The sequence below is a fragment of the Micromonospora echinospora genome (assembly GCF_014203425.1).
Lineage (GTDB): Bacteria > Actinomycetota > Actinomycetes > Mycobacteriales > Micromonosporaceae > Micromonospora > Micromonospora echinospora_A.
Window position 1 is genome coordinate 158,947 of the sequence record NZ_JACHJC010000001.1, and the last position, 24,476, is coordinate 183,422.

At 72.0% G+C, this 24,476-nt stretch carries 20 protein-coding genes and 1 tRNA gene; 11 read left to right on the top strand and 10 right to left on the bottom strand.

Features of this window, described 5'->3' with window-relative positions:
- Positions 1-86: 86 nt before the first annotated feature.
- Positions 87-2,525, top strand: a complete 2,439-nt coding sequence (locus FHU28_RS00745) for a transglycosylase domain-containing protein (RefSeq protein ID WP_184679864.1) — start codon at positions 87-89, stop codon at positions 2,523-2,525.
- A gap of 66 nt (positions 2,526-2,591) precedes the next feature.
- Here the strand turns inward: FHU28_RS00745 and FHU28_RS00750 are convergent, their stop codons facing one another.
- The gene (locus FHU28_RS00750) at positions 2,592-3,047 is read right to left on the bottom strand and encodes a GatB/YqeY domain-containing protein (RefSeq protein ID WP_184679867.1); all 456 of its coding nucleotides are present in this window, start codon (positions 3,045-3,047) and stop codon (positions 2,592-2,594) included.
- A 25-nt stretch (positions 3,048-3,072) separates the two neighbouring features.
- On the opposite strand from FHU28_RS00750, the gene FHU28_RS00755 reads away from it, so the two are divergent.
- Positions 3,073-3,966 (top strand): metallophosphoesterase, encoded by an 894-nt coding sequence (locus FHU28_RS00755; protein ID WP_184679870.1) that lies wholly within the window; start codon positions 3,073-3,075, stop codon positions 3,964-3,966.
- A 156-nt stretch (positions 3,967-4,122) separates the two neighbouring features.
- A tRNA-Pro gene (locus tag FHU28_RS00760) sits at positions 4,123-4,199 on the top strand.
- Positions 4,200-4,236: 37 nt separating this feature from the next.
- On the opposite strand, the gene FHU28_RS00765 is transcribed toward FHU28_RS00760, so the two are convergent.
- Positions 4,237-4,686, bottom strand: coding sequence for a hypothetical protein (locus FHU28_RS00765; protein WP_184679873.1), 450 nt, complete (start codon positions 4,684-4,686; stop codon positions 4,237-4,239).
- Between the two features lie 123 nt (positions 4,687-4,809).
- Here FHU28_RS00765 and FHU28_RS00770 point away from each other — a divergent pair, with 123 nt between their 5' ends.
- Positions 4,810-5,496 carry an HAD family hydrolase gene (locus tag FHU28_RS00770; protein ID WP_184679875.1) on the top strand — a complete coding sequence of 229 codons (687 nt, stop codon included), beginning with the start codon at positions 4,810-4,812 and terminating at the stop codon, positions 5,494-5,496.
- A 77-nt stretch (positions 5,497-5,573) separates the two neighbouring features.
- A complete protein-coding gene (locus FHU28_RS00775) occupies positions 5,574-6,677 on the top strand; it encodes a calcium:cation antiporter (protein WP_221453078.1) in 1,104 nt (367 codons plus the stop codon).
- A gap of 52 nt (positions 6,678-6,729) precedes the next feature.
- Here FHU28_RS00775 and FHU28_RS00780 read toward each other — a convergent pair whose 3' ends face one another.
- On the bottom strand, positions 6,730-7,203 hold the full coding sequence (locus tag FHU28_RS00780) for a hypothetical protein (RefSeq protein WP_184679880.1): 474 nt from the start codon (positions 7,201-7,203) through the stop codon (positions 6,730-6,732).
- A gap of 110 nt (positions 7,204-7,313) precedes the next feature.
- Between FHU28_RS00780 and FHU28_RS00785 the strand changes: the two genes are divergently transcribed.
- Positions 7,314-8,603 (top strand): MFS transporter, encoded by a 1,290-nt coding sequence (locus FHU28_RS00785; protein ID WP_184679882.1) that lies wholly within the window; start codon positions 7,314-7,316, stop codon positions 8,601-8,603.
- A 96-nt stretch (positions 8,604-8,699) separates the two neighbouring features.
- Here FHU28_RS00785 and FHU28_RS00790 read toward each other — a convergent pair whose 3' ends face one another.
- From FHU28_RS00790 to FHU28_RS00800, 3 genes are all read right to left on the bottom strand, one after another.
- Positions 8,700-10,442: a bifunctional metallophosphatase/5'-nucleotidase gene (locus FHU28_RS00790; protein ID WP_184679884.1), complete on the bottom strand. Its 1,743-nt coding sequence runs from the start codon at positions 10,440-10,442 to the stop codon at positions 8,700-8,702.
- A 315-nt stretch (positions 10,443-10,757) separates the two neighbouring features.
- Positions 10,758-11,537: a histone deacetylase gene (locus tag FHU28_RS00795; protein ID WP_260412818.1), complete on the bottom strand. Its 780-nt coding sequence runs from the start codon at positions 11,535-11,537 to the stop codon at positions 10,758-10,760.
- 11 nt (positions 11,538-11,548) lie between these two features.
- On the bottom strand, positions 11,549-12,328 hold the full coding sequence (locus FHU28_RS00800) for a phosphodiesterase (RefSeq protein WP_184679886.1): 780 nt from the start codon (positions 12,326-12,328) through the stop codon (positions 11,549-11,551).
- 177 nt (positions 12,329-12,505) lie between these two features.
- Here FHU28_RS00800 and FHU28_RS00805 point away from each other — a divergent pair, with 177 nt between their 5' ends.
- Positions 12,506-13,957, top strand: coding sequence for a GGDEF domain-containing protein (locus FHU28_RS00805; protein ID WP_184679895.1), 1,452 nt, complete (start codon positions 12,506-12,508; stop codon positions 13,955-13,957).
- An 80-nt stretch (positions 13,958-14,037) separates the two neighbouring features.
- Positions 14,038-15,222, top strand: a complete 1,185-nt coding sequence (locus tag FHU28_RS00810; RefSeq protein WP_184679897.1) for a peptidase M23 — start codon at positions 14,038-14,040, stop codon at positions 15,220-15,222.
- A gap of 33 nt (positions 15,223-15,255) precedes the next feature.
- Here FHU28_RS00810 and FHU28_RS00815 read toward each other — a convergent pair whose 3' ends face one another.
- Together FHU28_RS00815 and FHU28_RS00820 are read right to left on the bottom strand one after the other, a co-directional pair.
- On the bottom strand, positions 15,256-16,317 hold the full coding sequence (locus tag FHU28_RS00815) for an aspartate-semialdehyde dehydrogenase (protein WP_184679906.1): 1,062 nt from the start codon (positions 16,315-16,317) through the stop codon (positions 15,256-15,258).
- Between the two features lie 6 nt (positions 16,318-16,323).
- Positions 16,324-17,589 (bottom strand): aspartate kinase, encoded by a 1,266-nt coding sequence (locus FHU28_RS00820; protein WP_030502103.1) that lies wholly within the window; start codon positions 17,587-17,589, stop codon positions 16,324-16,326.
- 238 nt (positions 17,590-17,827) lie between these two features.
- Between FHU28_RS00820 and FHU28_RS00825 the strand changes: the two genes are divergently transcribed.
- Positions 17,828-18,586, top strand: coding sequence for a hypothetical protein (locus tag FHU28_RS00825; RefSeq protein ID WP_311773496.1), 759 nt, complete (start codon positions 17,828-17,830; stop codon positions 18,584-18,586).
- Positions 18,587-18,596: 10 nt separating this feature from the next.
- On the opposite strand, the gene FHU28_RS00830 is transcribed toward FHU28_RS00825, so the two are convergent.
- On the bottom strand, positions 18,597-19,583 hold the full coding sequence (locus FHU28_RS00830; protein ID WP_184679908.1) for an ArsR/SmtB family transcription factor: 987 nt from the start codon (positions 19,581-19,583) through the stop codon (positions 18,597-18,599).
- A 73-nt stretch (positions 19,584-19,656) separates the two neighbouring features.
- Here FHU28_RS00830 and FHU28_RS00835 point away from each other — a divergent pair, with 73 nt between their 5' ends.
- On the top strand, positions 19,657-20,931 hold the full coding sequence (locus tag FHU28_RS00835) for an MFS transporter (RefSeq protein WP_184679910.1): 1,275 nt from the start codon (positions 19,657-19,659) through the stop codon (positions 20,929-20,931).
- 238 nt (positions 20,932-21,169) lie between these two features.
- Positions 21,170-22,915, top strand: coding sequence for a 2-isopropylmalate synthase (gene leuA, locus FHU28_RS00840; RefSeq protein WP_184679912.1), 1,746 nt, complete (start codon positions 21,170-21,172; stop codon positions 22,913-22,915).
- A 52-nt stretch (positions 22,916-22,967) separates the two neighbouring features.
- Here leuA and FHU28_RS00845 read toward each other — a convergent pair whose 3' ends face one another.
- The gene (locus tag FHU28_RS00845; RefSeq protein ID WP_184679914.1) at positions 22,968-24,392 is read right to left on the bottom strand and encodes an MFS transporter; all 1,425 of its coding nucleotides are present in this window, start codon (positions 24,390-24,392) and stop codon (positions 22,968-22,970) included.
- Positions 24,393-24,476: the final 84 nt, after the last annotated feature.

Here is a 24,476-nt window from a genome sequence, read left to right on the forward strand (position 1 = left end):
CAACGAGGCCGGCGCATGCAGGAAATGGGGAAAGTTCCCCGCGCGCCCGCCGATCCCTGCTCGCGTACCCTGTCGAGGTGACCTGGATGCGGAAACGTGACCACAACGTGCTGACCAACGCCGCATCGCTGCTGATCTGCGGCCTGTTGGCCGGAGTGGTGGTCGCTGCGGCGGCCTTCCCCGCGGTGGCGATGACCGGACTGGCCGCGAAGGCCGGCTCGGAGACATTCGGCGCGCTGCCCAAGGAGCTGACCGTCGCCCGGTCCCCGCAGATCACCAGGCTGCTCGCGGCCGACGGCAGGACCGTGCTGGCCACGATGTACGACGAGAACCGCAAGGACGTCAAGCTCAAGGACATCTCGCCGCACATGCAGAAGGCCATCATCGCGGCCGAGGACCACGACTTCTACAAGCACAACGGCGTGGACCTCAACGGTGTGGCACGGGCGTTCGTCAACAACCAGGCCGCCGGCTCCTCGCGGCAGGGTGCGTCGACGCTGACCATGCAGTACGTCCGGCTGGCCATCTCCTACTCGGCCACCCACCCGGCCGACGTGGTCGCCGCCACCGAGGACACCAGCGCCCGCAAGCTGCGTGAGATGAGCCTGGCGCTGCAGATCGACAAGGAGCTCTCCAAGGACGAGATCCTGGAGCGCTACCTGAACATCGCCGCGTTCGGCAACGGCGCGTACGGCATCTGGGCGGCCAGCCAGGTCTACTTCAACAAGCCGCCGAGCAAGCTGGACATCCAGGAGTCGGCGATGCTCGCCGGCATGGTGAAGGCGCCCACCGCGTTCGACCCGACCACCCCCGCGGGCTACCCCGAGGCGGTCGGCCGGCGCGACTACGTCATCGGCAACATGGTGCAGATCGGCGCGATCACCCAGCAGGAGGCGGACGCCGCCAAGAAGATCAAGCTCGTCGTCAAGGGCAAGCGCACCCCGAACGGCTGCACCCAGACCACCACCCGCTCCTGGGGCTTCTTCTGCGACTACCTCTACCGCTGGTGGCTGCAGCAGGAGACGTTCGGCGCCACCTCGTACGACCGGGAGCGGCGGCTCAAGAGCGGCGGCTACACCATCGTCTCCACGCTCGACGTGCAGGCGCAGAAGGCCGCCGACAAGGCCGTCCGCAAGAACCTGGGCGAGAGCAGCAAGGCGGCCCGGATGGTGGCCGCTGTCGAGCCCGGCACCGGCCGGGTGCGCGCCGTCGCGGTGAACCGCAACTTCAAGCTCGACGACCCGGACGACCCGCAGAACAAGATCTCCAGCGACCCGAAGAAGGCCAAGAAGAAGATCCGGGGCAACTACCCCAACACGGTGAACCCGCTGATCACCGGTGGCCCCGGCATCGCCGGTTACCAGGCGGGCTCGACCTTCAAGATCTTCACGCTGGTGGCCGCGCTGGAGAAGGGCTACCCGCTCAGCTACCCGATCAACGCGCAGCCGGTGTTCAAGTCGAACTACCCGGTCGAGTTCAACTCGCCGGCCGCCTGCCCGGGCACCAACAAGTACTGCCCGAAGAACGCCAACGCCTCGATGGCCGGCATGCACAACATGTGGAGCGGCTTCGGCTTCTCGGTGAACACGTTCTTCATCGACCTGCAGCAGCGGGTCGGCGCGGAGAACGTGGTGAAGGCGGCGCAGAAGCTCGGCATCTCGTTCCGCTCGTCCGGCGACGCGCTGCTCGCCGCCAACCCGCACCAGTGGGGCGCGTTCAGCCTCGGCGTCTCGCAGACCACGCCGCTGGAGCTGGCGAACGCGTACGCGACGCTCGGCGCCGACGGCAAGTACTGCGAGCCGATCCCGGTGCAGGAGATCCGCGGCCCGGAGGGCGAGAAGCTCGACGTCGCGAACCCGCGCTGCGAGCAGCGGGTCAGCACCGAGGTGGCCCGGGCCGCCGTGGACGCCGCCCGCTGCCCGGTGGGTGACCGCTCCTCGACCACCAAGTGCGGCACCGCCACCGCCGGCAACGTCCGCAACATCGTCAAGGCGCCGGTGGCCGGCAAGTCCGGCACCACCGACTCGGAGAAGACCTCCTCGCTGGTAGCGATGACCAAGCAGTACGCGGTGGCCGGCATCATGGCCGACCCGGACTGGCCGCAGACCAATCAGAAGATGGGTCACGACGTGCCCACCGGCATCAACCCGGCGGTCTACGAGACGCTGCGGGACGCCATGGCGGGCAAGGACCGGAAGAACTTCACCCCGCCCAGCGGCAAGATCGTCCTGGGTGACCAGCGGTCCATCCCGGATGTGAAGTGCGCGTCCATCGAGAGCGCGAAGTCCCGGCTGAAGGGTGCCGGCTTCGAGCCGGTGGTCTCCAGCAACAAGGTGGCGTCGGAGTGCCCGGCGGGCACCGCGGCCGGCACCAGCCCGGACGGGCGCACCATCAAGGGCGGCGTCGTCATGATCGAGGTCAGCTCCGGCAAGGGCGACTCGGACCAGGGCGGCACCGCGACGCCGGACCGACCAGGTGGCCCGGGCGGACCGGGTAACGGCCGACCAGGACGACCAGGCAACTGATCCCAGACAGAGCGACGGCCACCTCCGTGAAGGAGGTGGCCGTCGCTTGTCAGGTCTACGGGACGCTCAGAGACCGAGCTGGCGGCGTACCTCGGCAGCCACCCGGCCCCCCTCGGCGCGGCCGGCCACCGCGGCCTGAGCGGCCTTCATGGCCGGGCCCATCTGCGCCTTGCCGGTGAAGCCGCCCGCGGCGAGCGCCCCCGAGACCAGCTCGGCCAGTTCCTCGTCGGGGAGCTGCTTGGGCAGGTAGCGCTCCAGCACCTCACCCTCGGCGGTCTCCTTGCCGGCCTGCTCGGCGCGCCCGGCGTCGGCGAACGCCACGGCCGCCTCGCGGCGCTTCTTCGCCTCCTTGGTCAGCACCGCGAGCACCTCGTCGTCGCTGAGCTCGCGCTTTTCCCGACCGGCGACCTCGGCGTTGCCCACGGCTGCGAGGGCCATGCGAAGCGTGGAGGTGGTCAGTTCGTCGCGCGCCTTGAGGGCGGCGCGCATGTCGGCGGTGAGGCGGTCCTTCAGCGTGCTCATGGACGGTGAAACTACCCTGAACGCCATGCGAAAGCGCACACTATTCCGTCTCGCGGCCGGAACCGTCGCCGCCGGGGCGGCCACCCTCGCGTACGCGTCGCTCATCGAGCGCAACATGTTCACCCTGCGCCGGTACGACGTGCCGGTGCTCCCGACCGACGCCGAACCGTTGCGGGTGCTGCACCTTTCGGACCTGCACATGATGCCTGGCCAGCAACGTAAGCAGGACTGGGTGGCCTCGCTGGCCGCGCTCGACCCGGACCTGGTGGTGGTCACCGGCGACAACATGGCCCACCCGGAGTCGGTGGCCGGCGTGCTGCGCGCGCTGCAACCGCTGCTCGACCTGCCCGGCGCGTTCGTCTTCGGCTCCAACGACTACACCGGCCCTGTCCTCAAGAACCCCTTCACCTACTTCCTGCCCGACCGGGAGTACACCGAGGGCGTGCCGCTGCCGTACGAGGAGCTGCGCGACATCCTCACCGGCGCCGGCTGGGTGGACATGAACAACGCGCGCACCTCGCTCAAGGCCGGCGGGCGGGAGATCGAGTTGATCGGCGTGGACGACCCGCACATCGAACGCGACGACTACGACGCCGTGGCCGGACCGGTCAGCGGCGACGCGGCGCTGTCCATCGCGCTGTCCCACTCCCCCGAGCCCGCGGTGCTGGACCGGATGGCGGCCGACGGCTTCGGCCTGCTGCTCGCCGGGCACACCCACGGCGGCCAGGTGTGCGTGCCCGGGTACGGCGCGCTGGTCACCAACTGCGGGCTGCCCCGCTCGATGGCGCGCGGGTTGCACCGCTGGCCCGGCTCGGACTCCTGGCTGCACGTCTCCGCCGGCCTCGGCACCCACCCCACCGCCCCGATCCGCTTCGCCTGCCCGCCCGAGGCCAGCATCCTCACGCTGATCTCCCGCTGACCGCTCCTCGCCGCAGATCTTGGTACGCGCCCGCCCCTCGGAGGGCTGTTCAGTCCCTCGGAGGGCCGGTTCGTACCAAGATCTGCCGCCCGCACGGGGCGGGGGGTACCGAGTTTGACCGTGCGGGCGGGTGGGCTACTATTTGTCGGCACGCCTCGGGGTGTGGCGCAGCTTGGTAGCGCGCTTCGTTCGGGACGAAGAGGTCGTCGGTTCGAATCCGGCCACCCCGACCAGAGGTAAGAGGGCACATCCGATCGATGGATGTGCCCTCTAGTGCTTCCAGAGGTCCTCCGTGCGGAAGTATTTGGCGGTGAACTCCTCTTCCAGGGAGCCGGTGTCCGTCTCGTCTGTCCACCAACCTGGCCAGACATCGACACCGGAGGGCGCACTGATGGCCGTCAGGACGGCGGAGCACCGATGGCAGCGCCGAGGAGCCGAGTCCCGGAACCGCCCGCCACAGTCGCACCGTCGTAGTCGCGCTTCAAGTGCGTCCATCAGCGTGGAACGGGTGCCGTCTCGGGCAGGAAGCGCATCCACGATGGCGATACAGGTGCTGTCGTAGCAACTGATATCCACCCGCATCGGGCAGCCGTCGCAATAGAAGAAGTAGCAGTGCAGCAGCGGTGAGTGATCGAGACGGTAAAGGCGTTCGTGGCACGCCGAACAGGTGATCTCCTCGCCGTTGAGCCAGTTGTCGTCGAGTTCGTCCGCGTGACCCACATCATGATGATCCCACTGTCGAGGCACTGCGCCGGTCGAGCGTCCTCAGGTCGTGGCCTGGCCGGCCTCAGTTCCGCTTCAACGATTTCCCAGCCCTGGTCACCGTCGCAGTAGGATCCCGGCATGCCACGGCCGGTGGTCTTCGACCTCTTCCACACCCTGGTTCACGGTGCCGACGACGAGCGGGACCGGGTGGTCGGCGAGATGGCGCTCCTGGTCGGGGTGGCTCCGGCGGCGCTCGTCGCCGCGTACCACGCGACCTGGCGGGACCGCCTCGTCCGCTGGAGCGCGGAGGAGACCGTCCGCACCCTCGCCGGACGCCTCGGCGGCGCGCCGACGGACGAGCAGGTGACACTGGCCGCCGCGCACCGGCGTGACCTTGCCCGCCGCGTGCTGAACCGCGTCCCGACCGGCACCCTGGAGGTGCTCGACGCGCTGCGTCAGCGCGGGCACCGGCTGGCTCTGATCAGCAATGCCACCTCCGAGACCGCCGAGGCGTGGGCGGCCGGCCCACTCGCCCGGCGCTTCGACGTCGCGGTCTTCTCCTGTGCCGTCGGGCTGGCCAAGCCGGATCCGGCGATCTACCGCACCGCAGCCGAGCGGCTGGGCGTCGCGCCGGCGGAATGCGTCTACGTGGGGGACGGCGCGGACGGCGAGCTGGCCGGCGCGGCGGTGGTGGGCATGACGGTGCTACGGACCACGGAGCACCAGGACACCGATCCGGGCTGGGCCGGTCCGGTCATCACCGCCCTCCGCGACCTGCCGGCCCGCCTGGCGGAACCGACCTATTTCCCCGGCACGGCCGAATAGATCGACAGGACTGCCCGAAGCCACCCCGCCACGCGGCGTTGACGCTGCCTCCTGGCAAAGTTATGCGCATGCCGCCGATGATCCGATCCCGCCTGACCGATTGGACCACCGTCGCGCCCCTGGTCGCCGTGCTCGTGCTCGTGATGACCTGGGGACGGGAGCTGCCCGGCTCGCTCATCTTCGTGGTGGCGGCCCTGCTCGCGGCGGCTGTGCTGGCGGCCGTGCACCACGCCGAGGTGGTCGCGCACAAGGTCGGTGAGCCGTACGGGTCACTCGTGCTGGCGGTGGCTGTCACGGTGATCGAAGTCGGTCTGATCGTGACGCTGATGATCAGCGGTGGGGAGAAGACGCAGGCGCTGGCGCGGGACACCGTCTTCGCCGCCGTCATGATCACCTGTAACGGCATCCTCGGTCTGTCGCTGCTGCTCGGCGCGCTGCGCCGGCAGGTGGCGGTGTTCAATCCGGAGGGCACCGGCGGGGCGCTGGCGACAGTGGCGACGCTCGCCACGCTCAGCATGGTGGTGCCGACGTTCACCACGAGCCGGCCGGGCCCGGAGTTCTCCCCCGCCCAGCTCGCCTTCGCGGCGGTCGCCTCGCTGGCCCTCTACCTGCTGTTCGTCATGGTGCAGACCGGTCGGCACCGCGACTACTTCCTCCCGGTCACCCAGGAGGGCAGCATCCTCGCTGAGGACAAGACCGGCGACGGGCACGCCGAGCCGCCGTCCACGCGTACCGCCCTGGCCAGCCTGGCCCTGCTGGTGGTGGCGCTCGTCGCGGTGGTCGGTGACGCGAAGACGATCTCCCCGGCGATCGAGACCGCGGTCAGCGCCGCCAATCTGCCGCAGGCGTTCGTCGGCGTGGTCATCGCGCTGCTGGTGCTGCTGCCGGAGACGCTCGCCGCCGCCCGGGCGGCACGGCGGGACCGCGTGCAGATCAGCCTCAATCTCGCGCTCGGCTCGGCCATGGCCAGCATCGGCCTGACCATCCCGGCCATCGCGATCGCCTCGATCTGGCTGGAAGGGCCGCTGATGCTGGGCCTGGGCGGCACCCAGATGACGCTGCTGGCGCTGACCGCCGTGACAGCGGTGCTCACCGTGGTGCCGGGTCGGGCCACAGTGCTCCAGGGCGGCGTGCACCTGGTGCTGCTCGCCGCGTTCGTGTTCCTGGCCGCGAGCCCGTAGGCAAGGCCACCGCCGCCAGCCCGTAAGCAGGCCATCGCCGCCGGCCGAACCGTCAGTCGTGCGTCTCCGTGCGCGCCACCTCGGCGAACGCGGCGGTCAGGTACTCGGCGAACGGTCGTCCGGTGACCGCCAGCAGGTCGGTCACGAGCAGCGGCGCGTGCCGGGCGATCGCCGCCTGGTCGGGCGGGTTGTCGTCGTCACCGGGGTCGTAGACGCCGAGCGCGCCGGCCAGCAGCACCAGCAGCACGTGCGGGTCGACGTGGGGCCACCAGGACGCGGCCGACCGTACGCACTGTTCCAGCACCTGGCGTACGTCGTCGCCGTCCAGCCCGTCCGGATGCCCCTCCTCCAGCAGCAGCCGGACCACGCCGCCGAGCACCAGCCCGGACCGGTCGGCGGCGGCCAGCCGCTCGACGGCCGGGGCGTACGCCTCGGCGTCGCGGACGCGGGCGGCAGCGACCGCGTCAGTGGCCGTCTCGGCGATCTCGCGGGCCGGTGCGGGCAGGTGCCGCCAGGTCGTCGTCACCGGGTCAGCATGGCAGAGCGCGTGCGCTCGCTCACCTTCCGGCCCGGCGCCCGCGCCGGTAAGGGGTAAACGGGTCGCGGTAGTCGTACCCACCGCACAGAATCCCTGCCATGCTGCGCCGCGCCCTGCCCGCCCGTCCCGAAGCCCGCCGGATCCTCCTCGGCACCCTGTTCTCCGCTGTCGGGCGCGGCCTCACGCTGCCGTTCCTGTTCATCTATCTCACCGACGTACGCGGCCTGACCGACACCCGGGCCGGGCTGGTGATCGGCTGGTTCGGCGCGGTCACGCTGGCCCTCTCGCCGCTGGCCGGCACGTTCATCGACCGGTTCGGCGCGCGCCGGGTCGTGTTGCCGTGCCTGGTGATCGAGGCGATCGGCACCGGCTCGCTGGCGCTCGTCGACTCGACCGCCTCGGCGTTCGGCGTGATGACGCTGGTCGCTGTGGGCAGCTCGGCGATCTGGGCGGGGCAGAACACGATCCTCGCCTCGCTCACCGGTGACGGCGAGCGGCAGCGCGTCTTCGGCCTCAACTTCGCGCTGCTCAACCTCGGCATCGGCACGGGCGGCCTGATCTCCGGCGCGGTGGTCGACGTGGCCCGTCCGATCACGTTCGAGGCGATCTACCTGCTGGACGCGGTGAGCTACCTGACGCCGGCCCTGATCCTGCTGACGCTGCCGCACGTGGGGCGCCGGCCGGTCGCGGCCGCGGGGGCGACGGCCGCCGACCGGAGGACCGGCGGCTATCTCACGGTGCTGCGGGACCGGCCGTTCCGCCGCCTTGTCATCTTCGGCCTGGTGCTCACCACCTGCGGGTACGCGCAGATCGAGGTGGGCTTCGCGGCGTACTCGGTGCGGGTGGTCGAGGTGACGCCCCGGGTGGTGGCGTGGGCGCTCGCGGCGAACACCGTGATGATCGTGCTCTCCCAGCTGCTGGTGATCCGGCGGCTGGAAGGGCGCAGCCGGACCGGCGCGCTGGCCGCTGTGGGCGCGGTCTTCGCCGGTGCCTGGCTGGTGCTCGGCGCGGCGGGCGTGGTGGGCAGCGGCAACGCGCTGCTCGCGGCGCTCGGCGTGGTGGCCTGCTCGGCGATCTTCGGGTTCGGCGAGACGATGCTGTCGCCGGTCATGCCCGCCCTGACGAACGCGCTCGCCACCGACGAGCTGCGCGGCCGGTACAACGCGATGAGTTCGATGATCTTCGGGATCAGCGGCGTCGTCGGCCCGGTCACCGCCGGTCCGCTGATCGGGGCGGCGCACGGCCGGGTGTGGGTGGCCGTGGTGGTGGGCGGCTGCCTGGCCGCCTCGGTGCTCGCGCTGTCGCTGCGTCCGCTGCTCACCGCCGCGCAGGACGGCCGCCTGACGGCCGTCGCGACGCCGGAGCCCGAGCCCGCCCGGACGACCTGAGACGAAGAGCAGGCGGCCCGAGAACGAAGCAGGCTGCCTGAGAACGAACAGGCCCCGGAGCGTCGCTCCGGGGCCCGTCGGCGGTGCGGTCGGCCGTCAGCCGGCGGCGACCTCGGTGGTGGTGCGGATCCGGTCCAGCGCCGGCGGGGACACCGGCGACTTCTCGGTCAGGTACGCGGTGAAGGCGTCCAGGTCGATCTGGCCGGTCACCGCGTTGGTGCCGCCGGTCAGGACGCTGAAGCCGTCGCCGCCACCGGCGAGGAAGTTGTTCACGGTGACCCGGTAGGTGGCGGTGTCAGTCACCGGAGTGCCGTTGATGGTGAGGCTGCCCCGGACCACCCGGGTGCCCGCGCACGGCGTGCCGGCCGGCGCGGTGGTGCCGTTGACGTCCACGACGTAGTTGACGGTCGAGGACGCATAGAGCACGCGCGCCACTGTGAACTGCTGCTCCAGCATGCAGTAGAGCTGCGCGCCGGTCAGGTTGAGCGTCACCAGGTTGTTGGCGAACGGCTGCACGGTGAACGCCTCGGCGTAGGTGACCGGGCCGGCGTCGAGGTCGGCGCGGACACCACCGGGGTTCATGAACGCGGCGACCGCGTTCTGCTCGGTGTCGGTGGCGGCGAGCTGGGCGTCGGCGATCAGGTTGCCCAGCGGCGACTCACCGGTCTGGTACGTCGGATTGCCGTTGGCATCGACCCCGGTCTGGTACAGGTTCTCCTGGGTCTTGGTGATCGCGGCGGTGGTCTCGCCGACCACCCGGTCGGCCACCGGGCCGAGCGCGGTCTTGTACCGGTTGATCAGCGCGGTCGAGGCCGGGTCCTTCTCGACGTCCCGGGTGACCACCACGTTGTTCGCGGACGCGGTGACCACGTCCCGGGTACGCGGGTCGATCTTCAGGTCGATCTGGGTGACCAGGCGGCCGAACGAGCTGGCGCTGGTGACCAGCTTGCCGTTGATGTTGCAGTTGTACGCGGCGTGGGTGTGCCCGCTGACGATCACGTCGATGGACGGGTCCATCCGGTTGGCGATGTCGACGATCGGGCCGCTGAACCCGGTGCAGTCGTTGATGCCGCCGCCGTTCTGCACGCCACCCTCGTGCAGCAGCACGACGATGCTCTTCACCCCGAGCAGGCGCAGGATCTTGGCGTACTTGTTGGCGGTGTCGGCCTCGTCGGTGAACCGCAGCCCGGCGACGCCCTGCTGGCTGACGATGTTCGGGGTGCCCTCGAGGGTCATCCCGATGAAGCCGATCGGCACGCCCTTGACGATCTTGATGCCGAACGGCTGCATCAGCGGCAGGCCGGTGGAGGTCTTGAACGCGTTCGCCGAGAGGTACTTGAACTTGGCGCCACCGAACGGCGTGCCGTCGGCGCAGCCGTCCACCGGGTGGCAGCCGCCGCGCTGCATGCGCAGCAGCTCGGCCGCGCCCTCGTCGAACTCGTGGTTGCCGACGCTCGCGAACTCCAGCCCGGCGAGGTTCATCTCCTCGATGGTCGGCTCGTCGTGGAACGCGGCGGAGAGCAGCGGGGACGCGCCGATCAGGTCACCCGCGGCCACGGTGACGGTGCCCTTGCCCTGATTCTTGGCGGCGGCGCGCATCGCCTTCAGGTGGCTGGCCAGGTATTCCGCGCCACCGGCCGGCTGGCCGTCGATGGTGCCGCTGGACCCGCTCGGCGGCTCCAGGTTGCCGTGGAAGTCGTTGATCGCGAGCAACTGGACGTCGACCGGCTTCGGGCGCGCCTCGGCCTGGTCGGGGGTGACGGCGACAGCGGTGAACGCGGTCGCGGCGAGTGCGGCCAGGCCGACTACGGCCCGGCGTCGCATCCCGGTGACGGACATGGAACTCCTCGTGAGATACCGATGCTGGTGTCCGGGCGATGGTTCGCCCGGTGGCCCTGGTCCGTGCCATGACAGGGGTCGATCGTGGGAGGCGGCAATCGGGGGGCGCCACCCCGCTCCGGGGTAGCTTCTCATCCACCGGCCCTCAGGTCGACCGGGGCCGCATTCGGAATCGTCGACGTCGTGAGCGAGCCGCACCGGTCCGCCGGACGAGTCGGACATGCCGGTCTGGTGAATTTCCGCGCGGCGCACGCTGTCGATGCCTGGCGTCGTGAAGGGCGCCGGCTCCCAGGGACAGGGAGCCGGCGCCGACGCTCATGTCACGCGGAATTCCTTGCGCTGGCAACCGTCCTCACCGGAATCCGCACCTGGCGGACACCCATCGTGAGCCGAACGGTCGTTCACGTCCGACGGATCGACATCCGCAGCGGACTGTCCGAATTCGACCGGAGCCCCGGAGGGCCGGTTCGACGGCCCGGTGTGCGTGGCGCCGACGAGCCCGCGCAGCGCCCGCCGGGTCCACCGCCCGGCGACTCCCGGACGGCCCGCCAGATAGCCGACGATCCGCGCGGAGTCCCAGCCGTGCGCCTCCCGCAGACCGCGCGCCAGCATCCCGAGATAGAGCGGGGCGGGCCGGGTCCACGGCACCTCCACCGCGCGGTGCGGCGCGGTGAACGTGAGCATCGGCAGCCCGTCCCGGACGCCGACCCGCAGCAACGTCTCGTAGCGGCCCGGCCCGAGCTTCGCCCGCCCGGTCTCGGCCGCCACGCGGATCCCGGCCAGGTCGGCGCCGGGCGGCCGGTACATCTCCTGCGCGGCGATGTCGGCGAACTGCTCGACGGTCACCAGGTAGCCGCGCGCCGCCGCCCGGCCGGGCAGTTGCGGGTCGTAGAACGCCATGCCGCCGGTCCAGGCCCGCGACTCGCCCGCGAAGTAGACCCCGCCGGGGATCAGCGCCGGAACCGTCCGGCGCGGTGGCCGGCAGTCCCGGCAGCCGGGGTACGTGCGCAGCCCGCCCGGTGGGCGCCCGCCACGCAGGTACCAGTCGAGCCGGGCGGCGTGCAGGTTCGAGCCGTACGCGACGTACCAGAGCATCGGCGTCGCCGTCAGAACCAGCAGGTGCGCCCGGCGGCGTGGCTGACCTGGACGGTGTGTGTCACGCAGCCGCCGTCGGCGATCACGTGCAGCAGGAAGGCGGTCGGCTCGGCGACGAACCCGGGCTCCTCCTCGTCGGTCATGGTCAGGCTCACCTGGATCCAGGTGCTCGGCGCGGTGGTCAGCACCGTACCGGCGAACGCGCTCGTCACCGGGCGGTGCAGGTGCCCCGCGGCGACGCGTACGACATGGGGGTGACGGCTGACCACGGCGGCGAGCGCGTCGGCGTCGGCGAGACCCATCGCGTCCATGCCCGGTACGCCCACCGCGACCGGCGGATGGTGCAGGCACACGACGGCGGGCGCGTCGGTACGCCCGGCGAGCACGCCGTCGAGCCAGGCGAGCTGCTCGTCGCCGAGCCGTCCGCCGGGGCTGCCCGGGGTGAGCGAGTCGAGCACCACGAGCGTCGCGTCCGGCAGGTCGACGTGGTAGTGCGCCGAGAAGCCGCCGGCCAGGTAGGGGGTGCCGCCGAACGTGTCGAGCAGCGACTCGCGGTCGTCGTGGTTGCCGGTGGCCAGGTGCACCGGCAGCGGGAAGGCGCCGACGATCTCGCGCAGCGCGAGGTATTCGTCCGGCCGGCCGTTGGCGGTCAGATCGCCGGTGATCACCACGCAGTCGGGCCGGGGACGCAGCGCGAGCACCGCGCCGAGCGCCCGGTGCAACCCCGACGCCGGAGCGGCCGCGAGCGGGCCGGTGGTCACGTGCGGGTCGCTGAGCTGGGCGATGAGCATCGCGCGCCTCCTCGGGTTCCCGGGCCCTCACGCTATCGCCGCGCGCCCTCCTCGCGCAGGTCCGATCCCGCCCACAGGCTTCGTCCACAGCCTGTGGATAGCACATGTGTACGAAGGTCGGTGGCGGTCGCGCTGAGTACGCTTGATCGCGACCTACCCCCTCCGAGCAGGAACGACGTGGATCACGAGCGAGTCCTCCGCGACATCACGGTGCGCCTGCCCACGGCGTCCACCGTCCCGGAGGCGTGCCAGTGGACCGTCGCCGCGCTCGCCCGGCACACCCCGGCGACCGCTGCCGTCCTGCTCCGGGTCCACGACCGTCTGCGCTGCGTCGCCGCCACCGGCGCGTGGCAGGTCTTCTCGCACGTCCCGGCGACCGTTGACGCGCCCGCCCGCCACCGCCCCGAACCCTCGGTGGTGCGGCGGGTCTACGCCTCCGGCGTGACAGCCGTCGTGCCCGACGTGAGCGCCGACCCCGACTACCTGCCGGTCCGGCCGGACGTCACAGCGGAACTCTGCGTGCCGGTACGCGACCCGGCCGGCCGGCCCATCGGCGTGCTCGACCTGCAGTGGAGCGAGCCCGTCCCGCTCGCGGCGTGGCGGGAGACCGCCGAGCTGGTGGCCGACCGCCTCGGCGGGCGGATCGCCGCGCTCGGCGGGTCACCGGCCGAGAGCCGCAGCGAGAAGCTGCTCCGGCACGCCGCCGCGTTCACCGCCGCCCCGACCGACTGGGACCTGATGACCGCCGCGCTCGCCGCAGCCCGGGACGTGTCCGAACTCTCCGCCGCCGTGCTGGTCCTCACCGGCCGGAGCGGCCCACGCCTCGGCGCGCCCACCGACACCCCCGGCGAGCTGGAGACACGCATCCGCGCCGAGCTGGCCGAGGCCGGCCCGGCCGCGCTGGACCGCGTGATCGACCGGGCCCACCGGTACGGCTCGGCGTACACGCTGGGCGAGGCGGGGCACCCGCCGACCGAGGAGTACCTGCCGCTGACCCGGGCGGGCGCGCGCACCCTGGTGGCGGTGCCGGTCGGCACGGTGGCCGCCGGTGGCGTGCTGCTCGTCGCCGACGAGCGGCTGCTGCGCCCCGACCCGACCACTGTCAACCTGATCGAACTGCTCGCCGGGCAGGCATGGACCTGCCTGGACCGGCTGCGTACGCTCGCCCGGCTGCGCGAGCAGGCCAGCTCCGACCCGCTCACCGGGCTGCGGCACACCGGCCCGTTCGGGCAGCGGATCGCCACCGCCACGCCGGGGCGTACCGCGCTGCTGGCGATCGACGTGGACGGGTTCAAGGACGTCAACGACACGTACGGCCACCAGGCCGGCGACCGGCTGCTGGTGGGGCTGGCCCGGGCCCTCGAAGGCGCGCTGCGCCAGGGCGACGAGCTGTACCGGACCGGCGGGGACGAGTTCGTGGCGGTGATCGAGGTGAGCCGCCCGGAGGAGGCGGTCCGGATCGCCGAACGGCTCACCGAGGCGGCCCGCCGGACCGGCCGGACGATCAGCGTCGGCATCGCGCTGCCGAGGCCCGGCGAGTCCCCCGAGCGCACCCTGCACCGAGCCGACCAGGCGCTGTACGCGGTCAAGCGCCACGGCCGAGACGGCGTCCACCTCTCCGCCGCCTGACAAAATATAGACACGTGTAAATCAGTCGGATATCGTCCGTCGGACATGCATCAGCCTCTCGACCCCCCCTGGGAGAGGACATGATCGATACGCGACGCCGACTCGGCACCGCCACCGCGATCCTGCTCGTTGCCGCAGTGATCGGCACCGTGCCGGACGGCGCCCAGGCCGCACCGGCCGACGACGTCACCACCGTCGTACGACACAAGCTGATCGAGGAAGCCGTGGTCGCGGCCGACCAGGAGATGCGCGCTGCCGGGTTGGCGGACACCCGGGTGACAGTCACCCGCCGCGACGGCCGGGCCTGGGCCTTCGGCACCGCCGTGCTCGTCGCCCCGCAGAAGGAAGGGCTGCACCCGTCCGGCTGGATCTTCATCGCCCGCCAGCAACGCGGCGACTGGCAGGTCGCTCTGGAGGGCGAGGCCACCTTCGCCGACCTGGCCGCGGCAGCCCCCGCGTCCGTCCTCGCCCGTGGAGAGCGGGACGCGTTCACCACCCGTGGCACGCTGTCCGCCAACGGGGACTACCGCACCGGCATGCGCCTGCCGTTCGCCCTCGGCCAGTCGTGGACCCTCAGGGGTGGCCCACACGGCTGGTCCGGCTCCCCGCGACCGTTCAGCTCGATCGACCTGTTCGGCGGTGACCAGCGAGTGCTGGCCGTGCGTGCCGGCACCGCGTACACGATGTGCAAGGGCTGGATCCGGGTGGTCCACGACAGGGGCTACACCACCGACTACTACCACCTGTGGAACAACATCAACGTCGACGGGGCGTCGGTCAGCGCGGGCTCCTACCTCGGCGACACCGGCACCGACATCACCTGCGGCGGCTCCGCCAGCAGCCGGCACGTGCACCTGGGATTCCGGCAGAACGGCGCGTACGTGGCGATCGCCACCCACAATCTGGGCAAGTGGGTGCCGAGAGAGGGCAGCACGGCCTACGAGGGCTACGCGCTGCACGGCTCGAAACGGGTCAACGTCGGCGGATCGCTGTACAACTACGGGGCGCTCGGATTCACCGAGGGCATCGTCGACAGCTACGGGGGCACGTCGGTCAGCCGGCGGTCCGGGCCGGGCACCGGGTACGGGGTCGTCGGCTCGATCGCGGACGGCGCCACGGCGGCCATCGCCTGCTCGTCGAGCGGCACCTCCGTGACCGGCCGATGGGGCGCCAGCACGCTGTGGAACAAGCTCACCGACGGCACCTGGATCCCCGACGCGTACCTGTACACCGGATCGGCCAACCCGGTCAACGGTTCGTGCTGACGCATCGCGCCGGTCGCCGCGAACGGACACCGCTCAGGGGCGCGTCAGATCCTTGGCCAGCAGTTCGGCGATCTGGGCGGTGTTGAGGGCGGCGCCCTTGCGGAGGTTGTCGCCGGTCACGAAGAGGTCCAGGGCGCGGGGGTCGTCCACCGAGCGTCGGATGCGGCCCACCCAGGAGGGGTCGGTGCCGACCGCGTCGATCGGCATCGGGAACTCCCCGGACGCCGGGTCGTCGACCAGGATCACGCCCGGCGCGTTGCGCACCACCTCCCGGGCGCTCTCGGCGTCCACCTCGGTGGCGAAGACGGCGTGCACGGCGACCGAGTGGCCGGTCACCACCGGCACCCGTACGCAGGTGGCGGAGACCTTGAGGTCGGGCAGCCCGAGGATCTTGCGGGACTCGTTGCGGAGCTTCATCTCCTCGGTGGACCAGCCGTCGTCGGCCAGCGAGCCCGCCCACGGTACGACGTTGAGCGCCAACGGCGCCGGGAACGGACCCAGCTCGTCACCGACGGCCTGGCGCACGTCACCGGCGCGGGAGCCGAGCACCCGATCCCCGGCGATCTTGCCGAGCTGCAGGTGCAGCGCGTCCACGCCGGCCTGCCCCGCCCCGGACACCGCCTGGTACGACGCGAGCACCAGCTCGCGCAGGCCGTACTCGCGATGCAGCGGGGCGATCGCCACGATCATCGCCAGCGTCGTGCAGTTGGCGTTGGCGATGATGCCCCGGGGCCGGTTGCGTACCTGGTCGGGGTTGATCTCGGGGACGACGAGCGGCACGTCGCGGTCCATCCGGAACGCGCCGGAGTTGTCGACGACCACCGCGCCGCGCGAGACCGCGACCGGGGCCCACTGCGCCGATACGTCGTCCGGCACATCGAACATGGCCACGTCGACGCCGTCGAGGGCGTCGGCGGTGAGGGCCTGGACGGTCAGCTCCTCGCCCCGGCACTGCACGCGCCGGCCGGCCGAGCGCTCGGAGGCGAGCAGCCGGATCTCGCCCCAGACGTTGCGCCGGGAGGAGAGGATCTGGCACATCACCGTGCCGACGGCACCTGTCGCCCCGACCACGGCGAGGGTGGGCAGCGACGCCACGGCGCGTTACCGCCCGGTGCCGGCGTAGACGACGGCTTCGGTGTCACCACCCAGCTCGAAGGCGTCGTGGATGGCGCGGACCGCCTTGTCCAGATCGGTGTCCCGGCAGACCACGGAGACCCGGATCTCCGAGGTGGAGATCATCTCGATGTTGACGCCGGCCGCGCCGAGGGCGGCGAAGAAGCCGGCGGCCACGCCCGGGTGCGAGCGCATGCCGGCGCCGATCAGGCTGACCTTGCCGACGTGGTCGTCGTAGAGCAGGCCCTTGAACTTGACCGTCTCCTGGATCTTGCTGAGCGCGGTCATCGCGGTCGGGCCGTCCGCCTTGGGCAGCGTGAACGAGATGTCGGTGCGGCCGGTGCCCTCGGTGGACACGTTCTGCACGATCATGTCGATGTTGATCTCCGCGCCGGCGACCGTGTCGAAGATGCGCGCGGCGGCGCCCGGCTCGTCGGGCACGCCGACGATCGTGATCTTCGCTTCGCTGCGGTCGTGGGCGACGCCGGTGATCAGTGCCTGTTCCACAGGAAGGTCCTCCATCGATCCGGTGACCATCGTGCCGGTGTTGGTCGAGTATGACGAACGGACGTGGATCGGCAAGCCCGCGCGCCGTGCGTACTCGACGCTGCGCAGATGCAGCACCTTCGCGCCGCAGGCGGCCAGTTCCAGCATCTCCTCGTAGGTGATCCGGGTGATGTGCCGGGCGTTCGGCACGATCCGCGGGTCGGCGGTGAAGATGCCGTCCACGTCGGTGTAGATCTCGCAGACGTCCGCCTCCAGCGCGGCGGCGAGCGCCACGGCGGTGGTGTCCGAGCCGCCCCGCCCGAGCGTGGTGACGTCCTTGGTGTCCTGCGAGACGCCCTGGAAGCCGGCGACGATGACCACCGCGCCCTCGTCCAGCGCGCCCTTGAGCCGCCCCGGGGTCACGTCGATGATCCGGGCCCGGCCGTGCACCGAGGTGGTGATCACGCCCGCCTGGGAACCGGTGAACGAGCGGGCCTCGTACCCCAGGTTGTGGATGGCCATGGCGAGCAGCGCCATGGAGATCCGCTCCCCGGCGGTGAGCAGCATGTCCAGCTCGCGGCCGGGCGGCAGCGGGCTGACCTGGTTGGCGAGGTCGAGCAGCTCGTCGGTGGTGTCGCCCATGGCGGACACCACCACGACCACGTCGTCGCCGGCCTTGCGCGCGGCCACGATGCGCTCGGCCACCCGCTTGATCCGCTCGGCGTTGGCGACGGAGGACCCGCCGTACTTCTGCACCACGAGTGCCACGACGGTGCACTCCCTCCCAGCGACGACCCTGAGCGTGCCGACGCCGCCGGGTTTCTCGGTCCGGCGGCGCGTGTCAGACCGCCTCAGCCTATCGGGCGGGCCACGACGCCGGGTCGGGTGATCCCACCATCCGGCCCCGGCGTGGGGCGGCTCACCAGCCCGGGAGTACGCGACACGCCAAGCGGTACAGCCGTACGGTGGGCTGTCCGCAACCGTCCGCACGACGGAGAATGAGTCGGTGCACGCTCATCGTCGCGCGGCCCGCCGGGTGACCGGCGCGCTCGCGCTCATCCTGCCGACGCTGCTGGCCGCCTGTGTGAACGACAGTCCCGAGGCGGCGCCCACCGGCGCCGCCGACCCGGTGCCGGTGCAGGTGGACGCCGCCCGCGACGAGCTCGCCGGGCTGGCCGCCGCCGCGCAGGACCGGCACCACACCGCCGCGTACTCCTTCACCCCGGCCGAAGGCGCTCCCCGCACGGTGGCGGTGACCAGCGCCAACGACGGCAGCTGGCGGGTCGACGTGCCCGGCTGGGGACGGGACGGCACGGTGGACGTCTCGCTCGCCGCCACCTCCGACGGGCTGTTCCAGTGCGCGCTGCCCTCGGCCGGCTGGACGCAGGCGGCGAGCTGTGTCCGGCTCGGCGACGCCGACGACGCGGTACCCCGACGGCTCGACCCCCGCGTGCAGCACCCGTTCACCGACTGGCTGGAGGTGCTGACCGACAGGCGCGCGCCGCTCGCGGTCTCCCCCGCCGCGCCGCTGCCCGGCGTCACCGGCCGGTGCTACTCCGTCGACACGACCTCCGCCTCGCTGAACGCCCCGCTGGACGTGGGCATCTACTGCTTCCGGGAGGACGGCACACCGGCGGCGGTCCGGGCCGGCTTCGGCACGCTGACGCTGACCGGCGAGCCCGGCGCCGCGCCCGGCACCGTCGAACTCGCGGGCGCGGTGACCGAGGGCGACCCGGTGGGGCAGGACGCGCCGCCGACCTCGTGACGCCGCGCGCTCAGCCGCCCCGTGCCGCGCGGAGCAGCGCGGCGCCGACCTCGGTGTTGCGGTAGAGCACGTGCCGCCCCACCCGGGAGCGGGTGACGAGACCGGCGGCATGCAGCGCGGAGAGGTGCTGGGACACGGCCCCGGCGGACAGCCCGGTGAGCCGGGCGAGGTCCGTGGTGGTGCACGCCGCGTCCAGCAGGCGCAGCAACGCGGCCCGGCCGCCGCCGACCACCCGGGCCAGCGCGTCGCCGGCCGGTTCGGCTCCGCGCTCCCACAGCGTCCCGACCGCCCGCACCGGGTACGCCCCGACGGGTGGCGAATCCTCCAGCAGGTTCCACAGCACCCGCCGGTCGCTGAACACGCTCGGGCTCAGCGCCAGTCCCCGCCCCCGCAGGTCGAAGTCCCGCTCGAACGGGTCGTCGCTGACCACCCGGTCACCGAGCCACCGCAGGCTGGGGTGGAGCCGCTCGAACAGCTGCCCCGCGCCGCCCTCGGCGAGCTGGGCCGCCCGGTACGCCACGTCGGCGTCGAGCAGCGCCCGCATGCGCGGCCAGTCGGGAGCGATCGCCTCGTCGTACCAGACCCGCACCGCCTCGACGAGCTGCGGCAGCAGCCCGGCCGGGTCGGCGAGCAACGCCTGCCCGTACCGGCCCAGCGGCCGGCGCGGGACGGTCGCCAGCAGGTCCTCGACCACCACGTCCGGCGGCGTCGCCGCGATCCGGTCGAGCTGGCCGTCCATCTCCACCCCGGGCCGGGCGGCGGGGGTGAGGAAGTCCGGCAGCCAGCGGCGCGGCCAGGCCAGCTCCACGAGCGGGCGGACCCGCTCGGCCACCTCCGGGCGGCGCAGCGTCGTCCGGGCCCGGTCGATCCACCCCAGGTGCACCGGGTAGCGGGCCGGGTCGGCGAGCGCCCACATGCTCATCACCGTCTCGTTTGCAGGCGAGACACCGAACCGCACGCCCGCGACGTCGGCCGGCGTGAACCGCAACTCGGACATCGCACCCCCCCGGGATTCGGCTCAGACTAAAAGGTTCGACCGGCGCGTGGGGAACACGATGTGCTCACCGGTCATGGGGGCCAGAGAGAGCATCCGCACCGCCGTCCGTCACGTCGTACCGCCGGCCGGCCTGACCCGCGCCCTGGCCGTGCAGGCCATGGTGTTCGCCGTCGGTCACGGCGTCTTCCTGGCCGGCAGCACCGTCTTCTTCACCCGCGCGCTCGGGCTGAGTCCGGCCCAGGTGGGGCTCGGCCTGTCACTCGCCGCCGGGGCGTCCCTGCTCGGCACCGTGCCGCTGGGCGGGCTCACCGACCGGTACGGGCCGCAGCGGGTGTGGGTCGTCTGCCTGCTGCTCGACGCCGGGCTGTTCGCGGCGTACCCGTTCGCCGGCGGCTTCGCCGGGTTCCTCGCCGTGGTGATGGCGCTGGCCGTGACGGGCGCGGCGACCGGCGTGGCCCGCCAGGTCTACTCGATCAACGTGCTGCGGCCGGAGGAACGGGTCACCGCGATGGCCTACCAGCGCTCCTCGAAGAACGTCGGCTTCGGGATGGGCGCGCTGATCAGCGGCCTGGTGCTGGCCGTCGACACGATCTGGGCGTACCGCGGGATGGTCTGGTTCATCGCCGTGGTCCTGCTGGTGACCGCCGTCTTCGTGCGCCGGCTGCCGCGGCTGCCGGAGGTGACCCGCCCGACCGAGCCGACGAGCCGGCTCGCGGTGCTGCGGGACCGGCCGTTCATGACTGTCGCGCTGCTGTCCGGGCTGCTCAGCGCGCACCAGACGCTCTACGTGACGGTGCTGCCGCTGTGGATCCTCACCCGTACCGACGCGCCGAAGGCGATCATCGCCGCGCTGGTGCTGCTCAACACCGTACTGATCGTGCTGTTCCAGGTGCGGGCCAGCCGGGGCGCGGACACCGCGCCGGGCGCGGCCCGGGCCTCCCGCCGGGGCGCGGTGCTGATCGCCGCGTTCTGCGTGGTCCTGCCGGTCTCCGGCGCGACCCGGGGAGCGCTCACCGTGGTGGCGCTGGTGGCCGCCGCGACGGTGCTCATCCTGGCCGAGATGATCGAGTCGGCGGGCACCTGGGGACTCACCGCCACGCTGCCGCCCGCCGCCCACCGCGGCGCGTACGTCGGCGCGTTCGGGCTCGGCTCCCAGGTGCAGCTCCTGATCGCGCCGGCCGGGCTGACCGCGCTCGGCGTGAGCACCGGCGGCTGGGGCTGGTACCCGGCCGCGGCGATCTTCACCCTGGTCGGACTGGTGATCGTGCCCGCGGTGGCCCGGGTGGAACGGACCCCCCGGCTACCGGCAGTGGCGACGTCCACCGGATCAGTGACACTGGTCCCATAGTCCGGACCATCCTTCCCGCCGCCCGTCCCACCACGTAGGGTGACCTTGTCATGTGGCGCGCGTACCTTCTCCTTGGCTGCCGCGACGAGGCCTGACCGGCCGGCACCTCGTCGCGGAGTCGCTACGCGCCGTCCAGCACATCCGATCTTCTTCTCGGCACCGCCGCGCACCGTCGCCCGGCATCTGGCCGACACCTTTCCGATCTGCTGACGCCACATGTTCCAGGGAGCACTCCGAGATGGCTCAACCTGTCACTGAGACCGATCCGTTCGCCCGCCAGCGCCCCAGCCGGATGCCGGTCCACCGCTACGTCCCGTACGACAGGCAGTTCGACATCGACCTGCCGGACCGCTCCTGGCCGACCCGCCGCGTCGAGGCCGCGCCCCGCTGGTGCGCCGTCGACCTCCGCGACGGCAACCAGGCGCTGATCGACCCGATGTCGCCCGAGCGCAAGCGGCGGATGTTCCAGCTCCTGGTGCAGATGGGCTACAAGGAGATCGAGGTCGGCTTCCCGTCGGCGAGCCAGACCGACTACGACTTCGTACGGCAGCTGATCGAGCAGGACCTGATTCCCGAGGACGTCACCATCCAGGTGCTGACCCAGTGCCGGGAGCACCTGATCGAGCGGACCTTCGAGTCGCTGCGCGGCGCCCGCCGGGCCATCGTGCACTTCTACAACTCCACCTCGACGCTGCAGCGCCGGGTGGTCTTCGGCCTGGACCGCGACGGCATCACCGACATCGCCACCCAGGGCGCGCGGCTGTGCCAGAAGTACGCGGAGATCCACACGCCGGACACCGACATCCACTACGAGTACTCGCCGGAGTCCTACACGGGCACCGAGCTGGAGTACGCGCTGGAGGTCTGCTCGGCGGTGATCGACGTGATCGACCCGACGCCGGACCGCAAGCTGATCATCAACCTGCCCGCCACCGTCGAGATGGCGATGCCGAACGTCTACGCCGACTCCATCGAGTGGATGCACCGGCGCCTGCCCCGGCGGGACAGCCTGGTGCTGAGCCTGCACCCGCACAACGACCGGGGCACCGGCGTGGCCGCCGCCGAGCTGGGCCTGCTGGCCGGCGCCGACCGGATCGAGGGCTGCCTGTTCGGCAACGGTGAGCGCACCGGCAACGTCGACCTGGTCACGCTGGGCCTGAACATGTTCTCCCAGGGCATCGACCCGATGATCGACTTCTCGAACATCGACGAGATCAAGCGCGCCGTCGAATACTGCAACCAGCTGCCGGTGCACGAGCGCCACCCGTACGCGGGCGACCTGGTCTACACCGCGTTCTCCGGCTCCCACCAGGACGCGATCAACAAGGGCTTCGCCGCGCTGAACGCCGACGCGACGGCGGCCGGCGTACCGGTCGACGACTTCACCTGGGCGGTGCCCTACCTGCCGATCGACCCGAAGGACCTGGGCCGCACCTACGAGGCGGTCATCCGGGTCAACTCGCAGTCCGGCAAGGGCGGCGTCGCGTACATCATGAAGACCGAGCACCAGTTCGACCTGCCGCGCCGCCTCCAGATCGAGTTCTCCGGCGTGGTGCAGCAGGTCACCGACCACGACGGCGGCGAGGTCGAGCCCGGCGCGATGTGGGAGATCTTCGCCCGCAACTACCTGGTCGACCACCAGGTGGACCCGGCCGTGAAGCTGGCCGAGTACACGATCGGCACCGTCGACGGCAAGGTCGAGATCGACGCCCGCGTCGGCTTCGGCGGCGAGACCCGCGCGCTCACCGCCGTCGGCAACGGCCCGATCGACGCGTACGTCAACGCGTTGCAGTCCCTGGGCGTGGCGGTACGGGTGCTCGACTACCACGAGCACGCGCTGTCCTCCGGTGGGGACGCGCAGGCCGCCGCGTACGTGGAGTGCGAGGTGGACGGTCGTACGGTGTGGGGCGTCGGGGTGGACGCGAACATCGTCACCGCCTCGATCAAGGCGGTAACGAGCGCGGTGAACCGCACCCGCGCCTGAGGTGTAAGGAAGGGCCCCTTCTTAACGCATTCTGCATAGGAGGGGGCCCTTCTTAACGCCCGCGCCGGGGGCGGTGGATGAGCACGGCGGCGAGCACCGCGCCTGCCAGCAGCAGCCCCGCGCACCACGCCAACGCCCCCCGGTACGCGTCGGCCAGCGCGCCCTTCTGCTCGTACCCGGTGCCCGACAGCCCGACCAGCAGCGGCAGCGCGGCCACCGCGAGCAGGCCGCCGGCCCGGGACGCGGCGTTGTTGAAGCCGCTCGCCACCCCGGCGAACCGGTCGGAGACCGCGCCGAGCACCGACGTGGTCAGCGGCGCCACCACGAGCGTGAGCCCGGCGCCGAACAGCGCCACGCCCGGCAGCACGTCCACCCAGTACGACGCGCCCGGCCCGACCCGGCGCAGCAACAGCAGACCCACGGCGGCGAGCACCGGACCGACGGTGAGCGGCAGCCGGGGGCCGATGCGGGCCGACAGCGCGCCCGCGTGCGGCGAGCCGACCAGCAGCAGCACCGTCATCGGCACCGTGGCCAGGCCGGTGAGCAGCGCCGACCAGCCGACCACGTTCTGCAGGTAGACGGCGAGGAAGAAGGTGAACCCGCCGAGCGCGGCGTACACGACCACCGTGAAGATGTTCAGCACGGAGAACAGCCGGCTGGAGAACAGCCCGGTGGGCAGCATCGCGGTGTCGCCGCGCCGCCGCTCGACCAGCACGAAGGCCACCACGGCGACCACCCCGAGCACCGCCGCGACCAGCACCGCCGGGGAGGCGCCCTGCGCCGGGGCGTCGATCAGCGCATACGTGACTCCGCCGAGCGCGAGCGCGCCGAGCAGCGCCCCGGTCACGTCGAACCGCCGACCGCCTCCGGTACGCGAGATCTCCTCGTCGCGGCTCTCCGGCACCCAGCGCAGCGCGGCGAGCACCACGCCGACCGCCAGCGGCAGGTTGACGAAGAAGATCCACCGCCAGGAGAGCGTGTCGATGAGCCAGCCGCCGAGCAGCGGACCGAGCGCTGTGGACACCCCGGACAGTCCGGACCAGGTGCCGATGGCCCGGCCCCGGTCGTCCGGGTGGAAGCTGGCCTGGAGCACCGACAGCGACCCGGGGGTGAGCAGCGCGCCGCCCGCGCCCTGGAGGAACCGGGCGGCGACGAGCCAGCCGGTGTCCTGGGCCAGCCCGCAGAGTACCGACGCCACCGCGAACCAGACCACGCCGAGCAGGAAGATCCGCCGCCGGCCGAACCGGTCCCCGAGCGCGCCGCCGAGCAGCACGAACGCGGCCAGCATGAGCAGGTAGCCGTTCACGGTCCACTGGAGACCGGCGACTGTGGCGTCCAGCTCGGCGCCGAGGCGTGGCAGCGCGACGTTGACGACCGTGCTGTCCAGGAACACCATGCCGGAGGCGAGGATCGCGGCGAGCAGCGTGCCGCGTCCGGCGGCGGAGCCGGTGCGCAGCGCGGGAGCGGGTGCGGTCACGTCTCACCACTCTGCCCGCCGCCCATCCTCGACGCCACGAATCGCAGAAACCGCCGCCGGGTACTGTGCGGACTCGCCCGGAGC

What these genes read in the sequence shown, in the direction of transcription:
- FHU28_RS00790 (WP_184679884.1), bottom strand. Translation starts at nt 10,442, where the DNA reads ATGTCCGTCACCGGGATGCGACGCCGGGCCGTAGTCGGCCTGGCCGCA.
- FHU28_RS00770 (WP_184679875.1), top strand. Translation starts at nt 4,810, where the DNA reads ATGCCACGGCCGGTGGTCTTCGACCTCTTCCACACCCTGGTTCACGGT.
- FHU28_RS00750 (WP_184679867.1), bottom strand. Translation starts at nt 3,047, where the DNA reads ATGAGCACGCTGAAGGACCGCCTCACCGCCGACATGCGCGCCGCCCTC.
- FHU28_RS00835 (WP_184679910.1), top strand. Translation starts at nt 19,657, where the DNA reads ATGGGGGCCAGAGAGAGCATCCGCACCGCCGTCCGTCACGTCGTACCG.
- FHU28_RS00795 (WP_260412818.1), bottom strand. Translation starts at nt 11,537, where the DNA reads ATGCTCTGGTACGTCGCGTACGGCTCGAACCTGCACGCCGCCCGGCTC.
- FHU28_RS00785 (WP_184679882.1), top strand. Translation starts at nt 7,314, where the DNA reads ATGCTGCGCCGCGCCCTGCCCGCCCGTCCCGAAGCCCGCCGGATCCTC.
- leuA (WP_184679912.1), top strand. Translation starts at nt 21,170, where the DNA reads ATGGCTCAACCTGTCACTGAGACCGATCCGTTCGCCCGCCAGCGCCCC.
- FHU28_RS00745 (WP_184679864.1), top strand. Translation starts at nt 87, where the DNA reads ATGCGGAAACGTGACCACAACGTGCTGACCAACGCCGCATCGCTGCTG.
- FHU28_RS00800 (WP_184679886.1), bottom strand. Translation starts at nt 12,328, where the DNA reads ATGCTCATCGCCCAGCTCAGCGACCCGCACGTGACCACCGGCCCGCTC.
- FHU28_RS00810 (WP_184679897.1), top strand. Translation starts at nt 14,038, where the DNA reads ATGATCGATACGCGACGCCGACTCGGCACCGCCACCGCGATCCTGCTC.
- FHU28_RS00830 (WP_184679908.1), bottom strand. Translation starts at nt 19,583, where the DNA reads ATGTCCGAGTTGCGGTTCACGCCGGCCGACGTCGCGGGCGTGCGGTTC.
- FHU28_RS00755 (WP_184679870.1), top strand. Translation starts at nt 3,073, where the DNA reads ATGCGAAAGCGCACACTATTCCGTCTCGCGGCCGGAACCGTCGCCGCC.
- FHU28_RS00775 (WP_221453078.1), top strand. Translation starts at nt 5,574, where the DNA reads ATGATCCGATCCCGCCTGACCGATTGGACCACCGTCGCGCCCCTGGTC.